This window comes from Pedobacter sp. Leaf132 (assembly GCF_920984695.1).
Lineage (GTDB): Bacteria > Bacteroidota > Bacteroidia > Sphingobacteriales > Sphingobacteriaceae > Pedobacter.
Window position 1 is genome coordinate 326,716 of sequence record NZ_CAKLBO010000005.1, and the last position, 14,975, is coordinate 341,690.

Annotated in this window: 14 protein-coding genes; 4 read left to right on the forward strand and 10 right to left on the reverse strand. The window is 35.3% G+C overall.

From position 1 onward, the window contains the following. Positions 1-232 precede the first annotated feature (232 nt). The gene (locus tag LUA86_RS12250) at positions 233-673 is read left to right on the forward strand and encodes a DUF4395 domain-containing protein (RefSeq protein WP_231463048.1); all 441 of its coding nucleotides are present in this window, start codon (positions 233-235) and stop codon (positions 671-673) included. On the opposite strand, the gene LUA86_RS12255 is transcribed toward LUA86_RS12250, so the two are convergent. From LUA86_RS12255 to fmt, 3 genes are all read right to left on the reverse strand, one after another. Further along, positions 674-1,705 carry an Atu2307/SP_0267 family LLM class monooxygenase gene (locus tag LUA86_RS12255; RefSeq protein WP_231463069.1) on the reverse strand — a complete coding sequence of 344 codons (1,032 nt, stop codon included), beginning with the start codon at positions 1,703-1,705 and terminating at the stop codon, positions 674-676. A gap of 235 nt (positions 1,706-1,940) precedes the next feature. Beyond that, positions 1,941-3,797 (reverse strand): molecular chaperone DnaK, encoded by a 1,857-nt coding sequence (gene dnaK, locus LUA86_RS12260; protein WP_231463072.1) that lies wholly within the window; start codon positions 3,795-3,797, stop codon positions 1,941-1,943. 105 nt (positions 3,798-3,902) lie between these two features. Next, the gene (gene fmt, locus LUA86_RS12265) at positions 3,903-4,811 is read right to left on the reverse strand and encodes a methionyl-tRNA formyltransferase (RefSeq protein ID WP_231463075.1); all 909 of its coding nucleotides are present in this window, start codon (positions 4,809-4,811) and stop codon (positions 3,903-3,905) included. Positions 4,812-4,900: 89 nt separating this feature from the next. On the opposite strand from fmt, the gene LUA86_RS12270 reads away from it, so the two are divergent. Continuing rightward, positions 4,901-5,947 (forward strand): DNA topoisomerase IB, encoded by a 1,047-nt coding sequence (locus LUA86_RS12270; protein WP_231463078.1) that lies wholly within the window; start codon positions 4,901-4,903, stop codon positions 5,945-5,947. A 222-nt stretch (positions 5,948-6,169) separates the two neighbouring features. Here LUA86_RS12270 and LUA86_RS12275 read toward each other — a convergent pair whose 3' ends face one another. Next, on the reverse strand, positions 6,170-6,376 hold the full coding sequence (locus LUA86_RS12275; protein ID WP_231463082.1) for a hypothetical protein: 207 nt from the start codon (positions 6,374-6,376) through the stop codon (positions 6,170-6,172). 114 nt (positions 6,377-6,490) lie between these two features. After that, entirely contained in the window at positions 6,491-7,744 is a 1,254-nt protein-coding gene (locus LUA86_RS12280) for an exo-beta-N-acetylmuramidase NamZ domain-containing protein (protein WP_231463085.1), read from the reverse strand. A 158-nt stretch (positions 7,745-7,902) separates the two neighbouring features. Between LUA86_RS12280 and LUA86_RS12285 the strand changes: the two genes are divergently transcribed. Continuing rightward, entirely contained in the window at positions 7,903-9,123 is a 1,221-nt protein-coding gene (locus LUA86_RS12285; protein WP_231463089.1) for an FtsX-like permease family protein, read from the forward strand. 170 nt (positions 9,124-9,293) lie between these two features. On the opposite strand, the gene LUA86_RS12290 is transcribed toward LUA86_RS12285, so the two are convergent. Then, positions 9,294-10,094: a tRNA pseudouridine(38-40) synthase TruA gene (locus tag LUA86_RS12290; protein WP_231463092.1), complete on the reverse strand. Its 801-nt coding sequence runs from the start codon at positions 10,092-10,094 to the stop codon at positions 9,294-9,296. Positions 10,095-10,174: 80 nt separating this feature from the next. On the opposite strand from LUA86_RS12290, the gene LUA86_RS12295 reads away from it, so the two are divergent. Further along, complete coding sequence (locus LUA86_RS12295; RefSeq protein ID WP_231463095.1) at positions 10,175-10,546, forward strand: YchJ family protein; 372 nt, start codon at positions 10,175-10,177, stop codon at positions 10,544-10,546. A gap of 595 nt (positions 10,547-11,141) precedes the next feature. Here the strand turns inward: LUA86_RS12295 and LUA86_RS12300 are convergent. The 4 genes from LUA86_RS12300 to LUA86_RS12315 all read right to left on the reverse strand — a co-directional run bounded on the left by LUA86_RS12300 (position 11,142) and on the right by LUA86_RS12315 (position 14,657). Beyond that, on the reverse strand, positions 11,142-11,546 hold the full coding sequence (locus LUA86_RS12300) for a hypothetical protein (protein ID WP_231463098.1): 405 nt from the start codon (positions 11,544-11,546) through the stop codon (positions 11,142-11,144). Between the two features lies 1 nt (position 11,547). Further along, positions 11,548-12,354: a nucleoside triphosphate pyrophosphohydrolase gene (mazG, locus tag LUA86_RS12305; protein ID WP_231463101.1), complete on the reverse strand. Its 807-nt coding sequence runs from the start codon at positions 12,352-12,354 to the stop codon at positions 11,548-11,550. A gap of 164 nt (positions 12,355-12,518) precedes the next feature. Beyond that, entirely contained in the window at positions 12,519-13,682 is a 1,164-nt protein-coding gene (locus tag LUA86_RS12310) for an AI-2E family transporter (protein ID WP_231463105.1), read from the reverse strand. Between the two features lie 27 nt (positions 13,683-13,709). Continuing rightward, a complete protein-coding gene (locus LUA86_RS12315) occupies positions 13,710-14,657 on the reverse strand; it encodes an aldo/keto reductase (RefSeq protein ID WP_231463108.1) in 948 nt (315 codons plus the stop codon). Positions 14,658-14,975: the final 318 nt, after the last annotated feature.

Below are 14,975 nucleotides of genomic sequence, written 5' to 3' on the forward strand. Positions count from 1 at the left end.
ATATTTAAATTTTCAATTATTTAAAAGAAACTCACCATAATTAATGTGATATAAAATCAAAGCCTATATAATTTTCGGTTAGGATTTTACCATCATTGCATTCTTATAAATGTTGTAATAATAAATATAAGAATGAATTTTTAAAAGGTTAAAAGATTATGTAATTGATGTAAAAGTTTTTAGATGATAATTATTAGCAAAAAATTTTAATAGATTCGCCAAAAATAAAATCATGGAGTTGTCTTGCCCAGTATCAGCAGAAAGAGTTAATGAAAACGTAGTTAGAATAATTGCTTTTATGGTTGCTTTAATTGCCATTGCTTGTGTTATATCTTCCAACTACTGGGCAATATTGTTTTTACTTATTGATTTTTCTTTTAGAGCATTTACCGATGGAAAGTTTAGTTTGCTAAAAATGGTTGCAGTTAAAGTTGTTAAAACATTCAACATTACTTCAAAAATGAAAGATTTGGCTCCAAAAAAATTCGCGGCAACTTTGGGCTTTATTTTTTGCCTTTTAATTACCGCGACTTTTATATTAAATTTTACTACCGCAACGCTGATATTAACATCTACAATGATAATTTTTGCTTTATTAGAAAGCCTTTTTGCCGTTTGCGTTGGCTGCTATGTTTATTCTTTTTTACAAATGCTTAAAAAAGAGAAAGCATAATTATTTCTTTAATGCTTCCCTAACTTTTGGAGCAATCTTTGTCCCAAAAATCTCAATTGATTTCATCATGGCTGCGTGTGATGGACCTCCAACATCCATGTGTGCTGAGAAACGTGTTAAGCCAAAAGTTTCTTCCATCGATAAAATTTTATCTACTGATTCATTTGCATTACCAATAATTAAGGCGCCGCTTTCACTTATTCCACCATCAAATTGGTTTCTTTGATAAGGTGCCCAGCCACGACTTTTGCCAATTCTATTCATTTGTGCTGAATATAATGGATAATAATAATCGGCAATTTCCTTACTGTTTTCTCCAAACAATGAGTGCATATGAACACCAACTTCAAACTTATTCATATCATGGCCATAAGCCTGATATACTTTTTTATAATAATCAAAAAGTGGCTTAAACTGCATAGGCTGACCGCCAATTATAGCAAACATTACAGGTAAACCTAATCTGCCGGCACGCTCTACTGATTCTGGTGTACCACCCACGGCAACCCAAATTTTTAAATTATTGTTTACTGCACGAGGCAAAACCTCTTGATTAACCAATTCTGGTCTGAAATTTCCTTTCCAGGTAATTTTTGCTTCCTTATTTATTTTTAAAAGAAGTTCTAACTTCTCTTCATAAAGTTCATCATAATCTTGAAGGTTATAACCAAATAACGGGAATGACTCGATAAAGCTTCCGCGACCGGCCATAAGTTCAGCTCTTCCATTTGAAAGTAAATCGACCGTTGCAAAATTCTGGTATAGTTTTACTGGGTCTGATGAGCTTAAAACCGACACGGCACTGCTTAATTTTATATTTTTGGTAACTGTAGATGCTGCGGCTAAAATAATCTCAGGACTAGAAACGGCATATTCATGCCGATGATGCTCGCCGATACCATAAAAATCTAAGCCCACTTCATCCATGAGCTTTATTTCTTCTATAATTTCCTGTAATCTTTGTTGTGCTGGTTGAATTTCTCCCTTTGCATTCACTTGCAAATCGCCAAACATGCCAATACCTAATTCCATAATCGCTGTAATTTATACAACAAAGTTAATAGGTTAGGAGTAGAGAATTTTTGATGTATGGTAAGAAAAAGGAGGTTTTATGGTTGGATTGGCTTTTTTGACACTCACGTCATTGCGAGGCACGAAGCAATCTTAAAGCGCTATTTAAAAACCCGTAGTTGTAAGATTGCTTCGTGCCTCGCAATGACGGTTAAATGCGTATCAGATAATATCATTGGACTTCAGACTTCTGACTCTATTCTATCTTCTTTCCCTTCATTGCTGTAGAAATCGCTGCATCCATTACGCGTTCTGCAAACGGACGAGTAAACTCATTAAGTTCATCGGCTTTTTTCAAAATTGTATCTTTTTCTTGCGAAGCCAAAGCTGTTTTCAAAGCCTCGATATGAACTTTAGTTTCTGTAATTTCTTGCTCAGTTAAGTGTTCTGCATGTTTTTCAATGAAACGTTCGGCGGTGTAAAGTAGTTGTTCTCCCTCACTTCGAGCTTCAATCAGCATCCTTTGTTCCACGTCACTTTTTGCATGTTCAATACTGTCTAAAAGCATTTTCTCTACGGTATCATCGCTCAAACCGTAACTTGGCGTAATTTCAATTTCCTGCTTCACTCCTGAGCGTAATTCAATCGCCTGAACAGTCAAAATACCATCAGCGTTGAGCAAAAAGTTAATATCAACTTTTGGCAAACCTGCAGGCATAGCCGGAATTCCTTTTAAATCGAACTCGGCAAGCTTACGGTTTTCTTTAACCAAATCGCGTTCACCTTGGTAAACAGAAATTTTCATGTTTACCTGACCATCAATTGAAGTAGTGTATTGGCGACCAGCCTTTGTTGGAACCTTACTGTTTCGAGCGATAATTACATCCATTAATCCGCCCATGGTTTCAATACCAAGTGAAAGTGGCGTTACATCTAGTAGTAAAATATCAGAACGGTTTCCAGCCAAAACATCAGCCTGGATGGCTGCACCTAAAGCTACAACTTCATCAGGGTTGATATTATCTTGTGGTTTTTTACCGAAGAAATTTTCTACTTGTTGTTTTACAAATGGTGTACGGGTAGAACCGCCAACTAAAATTACTTCATCAATATCTGCCGCAGTTAATTCTGAATCTTTCAATGCATTTTTGCAGGCAATTATAGTTTCCTCAACCTTACTTGCGATAAGCTGTTCAAATGTTTGCTTATCTAAAGTACACCAAATTTCGCCAACCTTTTCGTTATATAAATTTTGTGATGATAATGCTTTTTTAGCCGCCTCTGCCTGTAAGCGTAAAGTTTGCATCAGTACCGCATCATTAGCTAAAGTTTTAATATCAAGGTTGTTTTTCTCTATCCAGTGATTTAGAATGGCTCTGTCAAAATCATCACCACCCAAATAAGTGTTTCCATTTGTTGCCAGAACTTCAAAAATTCCATTCTGAATTTGAAGGATAGAAACATCGAAAGTTCCGCCACCTAAATCGTAAACTGCGATTGTTTTTTGCTGCAATGGATCTAAACCAATTCCGTAGGCTAAACTTGCCGCCGTTGGCTCGTTCACGATACGCATCACATCCAAGCCTGCAAGTTTACCTGCATCACGCGTAGCCTGGCGTTGGCTGTCGTTAAAATATGCCGGAACTGTGATAACTGCTCTATTTACCGGGGTTTTCAGTGCATGTTCGGCTCTGGCCTTTAGCTCCTTTAAAATTTCTGCTGATAATTCAATAGGTGTATAGAAACGATTTCCAGCCTGAATTTTTACCAATGAATCTGTATCATCATCAATAATTTTGTAAGAAAAAATAGCTGCATGTTCGGCTACATCTTTATAAGAGCGACCTAACAATCGTTTTACAGAGAAAATGGTATTGGCTGGGTCGGTTGTTAAAAACTCTTTCGCCTCATTACCTACAACGGTTTCATTTTGGTTATTGAAATACACAACAGATGGCACCAAAATTCCTTTACCGGCATCGTTAATAACCTGCGGATTTTTATCGGGATTAATAAACGCAACCAAACTGTTAGTGGTGCCTAAATCGATTCCGACTATAATTTCTTCCTTTTGAAACGAACCTGTAGCAAGGTTAATTGATATTTTTGCCATGGGGCGAATTTAAGCAATTGTTGTTTCAAAATTGTTGTAATGTTGTAAAGTTGAAAGGTTTTAATTTGTATTAAATTAGAAGTTTTAAGGAAATTTTGGGTTGAGTTACAACCGCATTCCTCTTAAAAAATCTTCAATTTGCATACGTTTTTTGCCTTCATATTGAATATCCTGAAGTTTGATAAAACCATCTTTAGTAGCAAATTTCAGAAAAGTTTTACCATCCGTTAAAAAGCCTCCGGCTGCAATTGCAGGTTCTTTTTCTTCGATATCCACTTTAAAAATTTTTAATGTTTTATCATTTAATAAAGTAAAAGCAGTAGGATAGGGGCTTAAACCACGAATAAAATTAAAAACTTCTAATGATGGTTTATTCCAGTCAACTTTACAATCTTCTTTAAAAATTTTTGGAGCATGTTTTAATACATCACTTTGTGGTTGTGGCTGTTCTTGGTAGTTTCCTTCAGCAATTGCAGTTACCGTTTTAACCAATAGGCTTGCACCTACGTTCATCAGTTTATCATGTAAATCTCCGGCAGTATCGGTACTTTCAATAGCAACACTTGCACTTTGAATAATGTCTCCGGTATCAATCTCGTGGGTTAAGAAAAAAGTAGTAACACCGCTTTCTTTTTCTCCGTTGATTATGGCATGGTTAATTGGTGCAGCACCGCGATACTGTGGCAGTAAAGAACCATGAAGATTAATTGTTCCTTTAGATGGCATTGCCCAAACAACTTCGGGCAACATCCTAAAAGCAACAACAACTTGTAAATCTGCATTAAAAGATTTAAGCTGTGCTAAAAACTCAGGATTTTTTAGTTTTTCGGGCTGTAGAACAGGAATATTTTTTTCTACAGCATATTTTTTTACAGCACTCTCGCTTAATTTTTGTCCGCGGCCAGCAGGTTTATCGGCGGCTGTAACAACGGCAACCACATCAAAATTTGCCCTTACTAAAGCATCTAAAGAAGCAACTGCAAAATCGGGCGTGCCCATAAAAACTATTTTCATCTGGAATATGTTGTGTAGTAAATTAACGTGAAATGCTCCCGTTAGGTTTTACAAAATAACTAAAAATTAACCCTATTTTATAGTTTAAAATGATACAAGGTAAAGACGTTGTAAAGGCAAGCGGACTAATTTATGTTACCGATTCGATGCCTGGTATTTACAGAAAAGGGAAACCTGGTAAATTTCATTATGAAGATAAGAACGGCGCAAAAATTACCGACGAGAAGCATTTAGAAAGAATAAAAACTTTGGTAATTCCACCGGCATGGCAAAGTGTATGGATTTGCAATAAAGCCAATGGTTATTTGCAGGTAACAGGCACAGATGCCGCAGGAAGGAAGCAATATAAATACCATACAAAATGGACTTCACGCCGCTCGGAAGATAAATATTTTAGATTATATGAATTTGGCAAAGCCTTACCTGAAGCCAGAAAGAAACTGGCCAGAGATTTAAAACGCAAAGATTTAGACGAGCGAAAGGTGTTGGCTATTTCTGTTGATGTTTTACAAAAAACATTAATCCGTATTGGTAACGAAAACTATAAGCAGCTTTATGGTTCTTTCGGTTTAACCACTTTAAGAGATAAGCATGTTAAAATAAATGGCAGTAAAATTAGCATGGATTTTATTGGTAAAAAGGGTGTTAAACAAAACGTAGAACTAAACGACCGCTCTTTGGCCAAGTTGGTTAAAAAATGCCGCGATATTCCTGGGCAAGATTTGTTTCAATTTTATACTAACGGAAAGGAACATAAAAGTATCGATTCGGGCAAGATAAACAGTTATATCAGAGAAATAACCGGGAGTGATTTTACTGCAAAAGATTTTAGAACCTGGGGTGGAACCTTAGAAGCATTAAGACAATTTTCTAAGTGTAAACAAGATGGAGATATAAAAATCAACACAAAAAAAACCATTGTAAACGTGTTGGATTGTGTGGCAAAAAAGCTTGGTAATACAAGGGCTGTGTGTAAAAGTTCTTACGTTTATCCTTTGCTTATTACTGCTTACGAGGAGGAAAAACTAGAAAAGTTTTTGAAGAAAATGGATAATAATAATGGTATAGGTAAATTAGGTTTAGAACACGATGAAAAAGTGTTGCTATCTTTCCTAAAATCTACGAATAGCAACTAAATTTTTGGAGTAGTCTTTTAAATGAGCATGTTTAGAGTTCATATGCTATCGTCATGCTCAGCTTGACTGGGCATATTAAAGCCTAAATAAACATGTATTTTTCAATTGTTTTTTCGCTTTAAGATTCCCGTTTTCACGGGAATGACGGTCTTATTTATATTGTAAAGCAACGAAGAGTAATTAAAGCTAAAAAGCTTTCACTTTTTTCAGTGAAAGCTTTTTTTATTCTTTAGGTGCTTCTTTTATCGGATGAACAGGTTGTTCTTCGTTTTCTCTCTTTTTTGCTGGTTCCTCAGTCTTTACCGGTTTCTGCGGGCTACTATCATTCGCCTTTCTAACCGTTTTATTATCTACTGGTTCTCTGCCCTTTGGTACTTCTTGCTCATAATTACTTCCGGGTTTATCACTTTTTTCTTTCTTGCCGCTCATGGTTTAATGATTGAATAAATGAATTTTATGCATTGAATAAATAACAATCTTTAACTAAAGAACAAAGTTTTATCCACTATTGTTTGATAAATTCACTCATTCAAAATTCAATCATTAATTATACAATAAGTATTTTTTGCGCATGGTTTTATAACTGCTTAATCCTGGTTCCCAGGTTGCTCTGATTTCTGCCTCGCTTTTGCCATCAATAATTTGTTGTCTGAAATCTCCAACGCCAATTAACTTTTCTACTGGCATGGTTTGGTTGCTCAATTTAGAATTAAAGAAATCTTCTTTTTTAGGCGATGCTTTGTATAATTCTATAACCCATCCTAAATTAATTTGTCCTTTTTTTCTTAAGATAGAAGTATCGTAGTTTCTCAAATCAATACCGAAACATTCTTCATCTTTAAAAATTGGCGTTTCTGCCATTCCTTTTATCCCGGTAGGTGTATAAGAAAATTTATAAATGCCCTTTAAATATGGTGCACCAATTACAGTAAAAGGAAACTGTGTACCGCGGCCATGGTTAAGGTAAATGCCTTCGAATAAGCAAGTTGAAGGGTAAAGTAAAATAGATTGCTGCGTATTTAAATTTGGTGATGGTTTAACGGGCAAAGTATATTCCATATTATGATTATAATTGGCATTTTTAATCACGGTGATTTTGCATTTCAATTTATTTTTTAACCAACCTTCTCCGTTTAACATCTGCGCATACTCGCCAATGGTTAAACCATGTGCAATTGGAATGGGTTGAATACCAATGCCCGATTTAAATTTTGGGTCTAAAATCGGACCATCAATTAAATATCCGTTCGGGTTCGGTCTATCTAAAATTAATAATGGTTTGTTGTTCTCTGCGCAGGCTTCCATTACGTGTTGCAAGGTGTTTATGTACGTGTAAAAGCGAACACCTACATCCTGGATATCGAAAACCATGATGTCTATATCAGCCAAATCCTCTTTAGTTGGCGTACTATGTTTTCCATAAAGTGAAACTGCTTTTATACCTGTTTTTTCATCAACATCATCACTAACTTTTACACCAGCACTAGCATTGCCTCTAAAACCATGCTCCGGACCAAATATTTTCTGGATTTTTATTCCTCTCTTTAACAAACTATCTACAGAGGTTTGCTTACCAATTATTGATGTTGGGTTAACTACCATACCAACTCGTTTGCCTTTTAATAATGGCAAATATTTTTCGGTTTGTTCTGCTCCGGTTTTTATAGCGTTTGCAGGTACATTTGTTTCAGTTGCAGTTACAGGCTCATTTTCTTCAGTTTTTTCTGGTTTAGGTGTTTGCCCGCATGCAGAAAGGGCAATTATACTTGTTAAAGCAAAGCTGATATATTTTTTCATTTCAATAGGTTTTTGTTGTGTTATTATGTCAAAACAAACAATTTAGCAATTTTTTAATTATAGATAGTTAGATACTCATTTCAAACTGGTAATTTATCTTCAAAAATGCCATTTTTAAATAGTAATTAAGCATTTTTGTAGCATCAAATTTATCAAAATTGAATTTCGAATATTTCATAGCCGGTCGCATTTCTTTAAAATCAGAACGTACTTTTTCTAAGCTCATCGTACGTATTGCCATTGCAGGTGTAATGCTGAGTTTGGCCGTTATGATACTTTCTATCGCAATAATTAAAGGTTTTAAAACAGAAATTCAAGATAAGGTTAGAGGTTTTTTGGGCGATGTGCAAATTACCCGTTACGATTTAAATAATTCATTTGAGCATTCACCTTTTACCCTTGATGCTGAAACTCAGAAAATGCTCAAGAACAATAAAAATATAGAGTATTTTTATCCATTTGCAACCAAACCGGCAATTTTATCTGCTAATGAAGAAATTGAAGGCATTAATTTTAAGGGCGTAGATAAAAATTACAATTGGACATATATAAAACAACACATAATAAGTGGTAGAGTGATTGATTTTGCCGATTCTACGGCGGCCATGCAAGAATTATTGGTATCGAATTACACCGCTAAACGCTTAAAGCTAAAAACTGGCGACGATTTTATCATGTATTTTGTTCAAAATCAGCTTCGCCCACGAAAATTTAAAATTGTTGGTGTTTACGATATTGGGGTAGAAGACATTGATAAGGGCTTTGTACTCGGCAATTTAAACATTGTAAAACGCTTAAATAATTGGAAAGCTGACGAAATTGGCGGTGTAGAAATCAGAACTAAAGATTTTTCAAAGTTAAAGCCCGTTGCAGATGAAATTTTTGAGCAACTCCCTCAAAATTTACGTTCATTTTCTATCAAAGAAAACTTTCCGAATATTTTTACCTGGCTCGGTTTGCTTGATGTAAATACGAATGTATTGCTGATTTTAATGCTAATTGTAGGCGTAATAAACATGATAACCGCTTTGCTTATCATGATTTTAGAGCGCACAAATATGATTGGAATGCTAAAATCATTCGGCGCAAGCAACTGGAGCATTATGAAAATATTTTTATACAATGCAGCTTACCTTATCGGAATTGGCTTGCTTTTAGGCAATATTTTAGGTTTGGGCTTAGGGTTTTTTCAGCAGGCTACGCATATTTTCAAGCTAGATCAGGCCAATTATTTCCTCGCTTATGCGCCAATAGAATTTCATTTTATTGATGTTTTAGCATTGAACGTAATCACCGTTGTGGTTTGTTTAACCGTATTAATTATCCCTTCGTTGTTAATCAGTAAAGTTTCGCCGCTAAAAGCCATCAGGTTTAAATAGATTTTTGTAAGGCAGGGTGTGGTTCGTTTCGGTTACGATGATCCTGCTTTTCGCTATATCTTTTTGAACTTCAAAATGGTAGGGTAATCAAGGTTTCTGCAACCAAAAAGGATACCGCTGCAATCACGCTTAGAAGGCAAAAACACTGCAAAAACTCAAAAAACCCAGGCTTAAACAGAAATCCACTTTGTGCCTTCTAAGGCCGAAAGAAATTCGGTACGTGGTGCTAAATTTAAATAAGGGTAAGTTACTTTAGATAGATACAAACCTGTTGGATGAGCAGGCTCTAAAAGTTTTGGCATTTCTAGCGTAGCTAAATGATGCTCAAATTCAGAAACTGTTAATTCTCCTTTGCCAATTTTCAAAATTTTACCCATTAAAATCCGAATCATTTTGCCCAGAAATCTGTTGCTGGCAATGTGAAAGCGGATTCTGTCGCCACGCTCATTAATAAAAATGTCTGCATCCATTACATTGCAAATGGTGTGTTCGTATTTATCAGGGTGTGTACAAAACGGCCTGTAGTCTTTGTATTTTGGTAAAAGTTTTGCAGCGGCTTTCATTTGCACTAAATCTAACTTGGGCAATAAATAAAAGGAACTTTGCTGACTAAGAAAAGGATCTTTATAGGTATGAAGGAAATAATCATATTTTCTTTGAACAGCATCAAAACGGGCGTGAGGCAGCCCTTCCATCTGTATAATATCGAAAACCGCAATGTTGTAGGGCAGTATTTTGTTCATCCTAAACAATAAATCAAAATCAAAATCGATTGCAATATCTGCATGGAAAAAAAACTGGCTCGCATGTACGTGTGCATCCGTTCTTCCACAACCAATAATTGGTATGGTAACTTTAAAAATCTGTTCAAGCGAATGTTCTAAAACTTCCTGAACGCTTTTAACTTTTGGTTGTTTTTGCCAGCCGCTAAAATACTGACCGTTGTATGCAATGTGAAAAAAGTACCTCATTATTCATTGCAATTTTACGGAAATTTTAGCTCCAAAATTATTAAATCCTACTTTTGTGCTTCAAAACTAATTTATAACGAATGAATTGTTATTGTGCAAGCGGACTTGAATATGCAAATTGTTGTCAGCCTTATCATTTAAATAAATCTAACGCACCAACAGCCGAAGCTTTAATGCGTTCGAGGTATTCGGCATTTGTTTTGGCCAATGGAAACTACCTTTTTGAAACCACTCATCCTAGCAAACGCAAAGGAAATTCAGCAGATTCTTATACAAAAAGTGCTAAAAATACGAAGTGGTTAAAATTGGAAATTGTTGCAGCTGAGTTTGATAAGGTTGAGTTTAAAGCGTTTTATTTGAACCATAAGTTCCAAACCGAAGTTCTGCACGAAAAATCATATTTTAAGTTGGAAGATGGTAAATGGTATTATGTAGATGGCGTTTTTTATTAGGCTGTCGTAATCGCGAGGCACGAAGCAATCTTAAAGCTATTGCCTGAATTTTGTCAGAGATTGCTTCGTGCCTCGCAATGACGGATTCTTCTATTTTTGCTTGATTTTAGGTATTAATTAGAAAAATTCTATTACACTGTCGTCATTGCGAGGCACGAATCAATCTTATTAATTGCCTGAAGTTTGGCAGAGATTGCTTCGTACCTCGCAATGACGGATTCTTCTATTTTTGCTTGATTTTAGGTATTAATTTACTGAAAATTCTATTACACTGTCGTGATTGCTAGGTACGAAGCAATTTTATTAATTGCGTGAGTTTTGTCAGAGATTGCTTCGTTCCTCGCAATGACGGATTCTTCTAATTTTTTTGTATTAGGTTAAAGGACATTTTATTAGGCTGTCGTCATTGCGAGGCACGAAGCAATCTTTTTGACTTGCCTGAATTTGTCAGAGATTGCTTCGTACTTCGCAATTACGGATTCTTCTATTTTAGGTATTAGGTAAAAGGAAATTTTCTTAGACTGTCGTCATTGCGAGGCACGAAGCAATCTTAAAGGCTATTGACCTGCAATGACGGATTCTTCTTTGCTTGAATTTATAAATCAATATCCAAAGTAATTTCTATGGAGCCTGAATCGGTTTTGTAAACATCCAAAGAGACTAAATCTAAAGCATCAATCTCTATATTTTGAACTTTAGATAAGGCTATAAATTTTTCTCTTATTGCTATTAAAAGGTGGGTTCTGGTAAATCCAATTGGCGATGTTAAGAAAAAAGTTTCGGGTCTTTCAAATGGATAATCAATGGAAATGCTAACCTCTTTTTCTGCAATCACAAGTTCATCAGCATCAACTAAATTCAAAATTTCTTCATTCGCTCGGGCAATATTTATCCAGGGTATAATGCCATCATCTCCAACGGTTTTAGTTGCCCTAACATTAAAAGTGATGATATATATTAAGTTTTTTGGTTGTTGGCTATCGTCGTTTTCAGTAATCATACTACAGTTTTTTCGCTTCGTTCCAATAAATATCCATTTCTGCAAGCGTCATGTCGGCCAAAGCTTTACCATTTTCTTTTGCCTTGTTTTCTAAATATTGAAAACGTTTAATAAACTTTCTATTGGTTTTTTCTAAGGCGTTTTCTGGATTAATGTTTATGAAACGGGCATAGTTGATTAACGAGAAAAGTACATCGCCAAATTCAGATTCAGCTTTTTCTACATCAATAGCCGTATTGTCGGCAACATTAAACTCATTTTTGAATTCTTGTAATTCTTCTTCTACCTTTTCCCAAACCTGGCTTTTATCTTCCCAATCGAAACCCACACCGCGGGCTTTTTCCTGAATGCGGGCAGCTTTTACCAAAGCCGGTAGCGAAGCCGGAACGCCCGCCAAAACAGATTTATTTCCTTCTTTTAGCTTAATTTGTTCCCAGTTTCGCTTAACGTCTTCTTCGTTCTCAACTTCAACATCGCCGTATATGTGCGGATGACGATTTACTAATTTATCGCAAACACCATTTAGTACATCAACTATGTTGAAATCATTCGTTTCTGAAGCAATTCTTGAATAGAAAACCAGATGCATCATCACATCGCCAAGTTCCTTCTTAATTTCGTCTAAATTACCATCCAAAATGGCATCACTTAACTCGTAAGTTTCTTCGATTGTTAAATGGCGCAAGGTTTCCATGGTTTGTTTTTTATCCCACGGACATTGCGTTCTTAAAGTATCTAAAACGGTAAGTAAACGATTAAAAGCATCAGCAGGGTTATGTGCAGCGGCAGGAATTGGATTGTTGGGCATGGTATTTATTTTATGCTGCTAAATTACCAATACCATTTGATTAAGAAAAATTGAATGCTTTGAAATAAACTATATGGAAGGTAGAAATTAGCAAGGCTTTTGGTAAGCACATTACACATAATCAATTGCTTTTAGCAAAAGCCTTTATTGTAAAAAGATTTGAATTAATCCTTTTCCTGAAGTTGAATTTTCTTTGTTAATCGGTATACCCGCTTCTTCTTTTCAGGTTTGTGTTCTTCGCCCATTAACAAGCCCCACGGTTTTAAAGTATCTACTCTATCAAATATTATTTTTAGTATTGCTAAGTAAGGAATGCATAAAAACATGCCAGAAATGCCCCAAACCATTTCGCCAACAATTATACCTAAAAAGGCTATCAGAGCATTAATTTTAACTTTTGAACCTACAACCAATGGCATTAAAATGTTTCCATCGATAGCGTGCACCCCAACAAAGGCAATTAAAACTAGCAAAACTTTACCTGCACCAGCGGTAGCAAAGGTAATTAAACAGCTTATCAGCAATGCAAAGAAAATACCCAAATAAGGAACCACGTTGAAAATGCCGGCAACCAAACCTAAAAGGACAGCGTATTTGACGCCTAATAAACTTAACACGGCCATCATTAAAACAGTAACAATCAGCATTTGTAAAAATAAGCCAATGATATATTTTTTGATTATGTATTGAATTTGCGATACAATTTCGCCTACTTTTTCTTTGTGTTCCTCTTTAAAAACGGAAGTTAGAAAAGTGAAAAGTATGCGCCTATAGTTTAAAATAAAGAAAGTAAATAATAATGTAAAACCTAAGAATAATAGGGTAGAAGACAATGTAGCTAATGTTGTTGCAACGATGGTTGCACTTGTAGCAAGCGCCTTTTCTGTACTATCGTTTAAATAAGCTAACTGTTTTTGAGTATTTACATTAAAGGTTTTCGAAATCCATTGTTGTAATTCGTTAAATGAAACACCGGCCTTTTGTTTTAAAAGCGGCCAATCCTGCCATAAATCGCTTAGTTGATTCCCGAAAAAATAAACTATACCACCAATGATAACCACCATCACAATTACAGATAGAATGGTAGAAAAACTCCTTTTTAATTTTAGTTTATGCTCTAAAGTATTCGCCAAAGGCAATAATAAAATCGCCATCAAGAAAGAAAAAAGTAAGGGAGCAAGTAGCGAATGCCCTAAAATAGCAATGTACGTTAAACTGATTAAACAGAACAGCACGAGTGCTAATTTGGGTAGAAAAGAGAGTTTATCTTTCATCGTAATATTAAAATCCAGAATAATACAAAAAATCCCGATAAATGTTTTGTTCATCGGGATTTTAAATATATAATTAATCTTTTAATATATGCTCGCTTTATCTAATAGAGAAATGTCATCAGCTGATAATTTCAAATTGGCTGCCTCTGTAAAGGATTTTAGCTGAGTTAAATCCGTTACACTTGCAATTGGTGCGGTAACTGATGGGCGATTAATTAACCAGGCTAAAGCTACAGATGCTTGTTCAACATGATGTTGACCTGCCACTTTATCAAGTGCGTCTAAAATTCTGTAACCACGCTCGTTTAAGAACTTCTTTATGCCACCACCACGCTGGCTTTTGTTCAAGTCATCTTCACTACGGTATTTTCCGGTTAAAAATCCGCTAGCCAGAGAATAATACGTTACAACTCCTAAACCTGCATCCAGACAAATTTTTTCGTGTTCCTGTTCAAATTCAGCTCTGTCGAATAAATTATAACCTGGCTGATAAACTTCGTAGCGAGGAAGGTTATTATTGGCAGAATAAACCAAAGATTCTTTCAGCCTTTCTGCAGAAAAATTTGATGCGCCAATCCATCGGATTTTTCCCGCTTTGATTAATGTTTCATAAGCGCTCAAGGTTTCATCAACCGGCGTTTGTTCATCATCAAAGTGAGAGAAATATAAATCTATATAATCAGTTTGCAGGCGAGAAAGAGAATGCTCAACCTGGTTAATGATGTAATCTTTTTTTAACGATTTGCCATTACCCATATCTGAGCCAACTTTAGTGGCAATAATTACATCGTGCCTTTTATTTTGTTTTTTTAGCCAGTTTCCAATAATTGTTTCCGATTCTCCACCTTTATTTCCTGGCATCCAACGAGAATAAACATCGGCAGTATCAATAAAATTGAAGCCGCTTTCTATAAATTGATTTAAAATCTCAAAAGATTTTTGTTCATCAACTGTCCAGCCAAAAACGTTTCCTCCAAATACAATGGGTGCAATATTTAAATCTGTTTTTCCTAAAATTCGTTTCTCCATGATGTGAAATGTTATAAAAGGTCAACAATTTAAAAATGGAGTGGTTTTCCCTGGTAGTCGTAATTTTGTCAGATTTAATATTGTTTTGAAAAGCAATTGACCAATTCCTATTAAAGTTAGTCCCGTGTTTCGCTATATCTTTTAACTGCATTTCGCTGCGCTCAATTTTGTTAAAAGTATGCCGCTTTACCCCTACCGTGTACCCACATCTTTATTTTTATTTTTGTTTCATGTTTGGAACAGATTACAGTAAACTTTTTAACGACCTTAGGTTATCTAGACGAGGAGAAAGCCTATTAAATAAATTACGTCAGGATC

Excerpts from the sequence above, each read along its gene's own strand:
- LUA86_RS12300 (WP_231463098.1), bottom strand. The coding sequence starts at position 11,546 with ATGATTACTGAAAACGACGATAGCCAACAACCAAAAAACTTAATATAT.
- LUA86_RS12270 (WP_231463078.1), top strand. The coding sequence starts at position 4,901 with ATGATACAAGGTAAAGACGTTGTAAAGGCAAGCGGACTAATTTATGTT.
- LUA86_RS12250 (WP_231463048.1), top strand. The coding sequence starts at position 233 with ATGGAGTTGTCTTGCCCAGTATCAGCAGAAAGAGTTAATGAAAACGTA.
- dnaK (WP_231463072.1), bottom strand. The coding sequence starts at position 3,797 with ATGGCAAAAATATCAATTAACCTTGCTACAGGTTCGTTTCAAAAGGAA.
- LUA86_RS12255 (WP_231463069.1), bottom strand. The coding sequence starts at position 1,705 with ATGGAATTAGGTATTGGCATGTTTGGCGATTTGCAAGTGAATGCAAAG.
- LUA86_RS12275 (WP_231463082.1), bottom strand. The coding sequence starts at position 6,376 with ATGAGCGGCAAGAAAGAAAAAAGTGATAAACCCGGAAGTAATTATGAG.
- LUA86_RS12290 (WP_231463092.1), bottom strand. The coding sequence starts at position 10,094 with ATGAGGTACTTTTTTCACATTGCATACAACGGTCAGTATTTTAGCGGC.
- fmt (WP_231463075.1), bottom strand. The coding sequence starts at position 4,811 with ATGAAAATAGTTTTTATGGGCACGCCCGATTTTGCAGTTGCTTCTTTA.
- LUA86_RS12280 (WP_231463085.1), bottom strand. The coding sequence starts at position 7,744 with ATGAAAAAATATATCAGCTTTGCTTTAACAAGTATAATTGCCCTTTCT.
- LUA86_RS12310 (WP_231463105.1), bottom strand. The coding sequence starts at position 13,682 with ATGAACAAAACATTTATCGGGATTTTTTGTATTATTCTGGATTTTAAT.
- LUA86_RS12295 (WP_231463095.1), top strand. The coding sequence starts at position 10,175 with ATGAATTGTTATTGTGCAAGCGGACTTGAATATGCAAATTGTTGTCAG.
- mazG (WP_231463101.1), bottom strand. The coding sequence starts at position 12,354 with ATGCCCAACAATCCAATTCCTGCCGCTGCACATAACCCTGCTGATGCT.
- LUA86_RS12315 (WP_231463108.1), bottom strand. The coding sequence starts at position 14,657 with ATGGAGAAACGAATTTTAGGAAAAACAGATTTAAATATTGCACCCATT.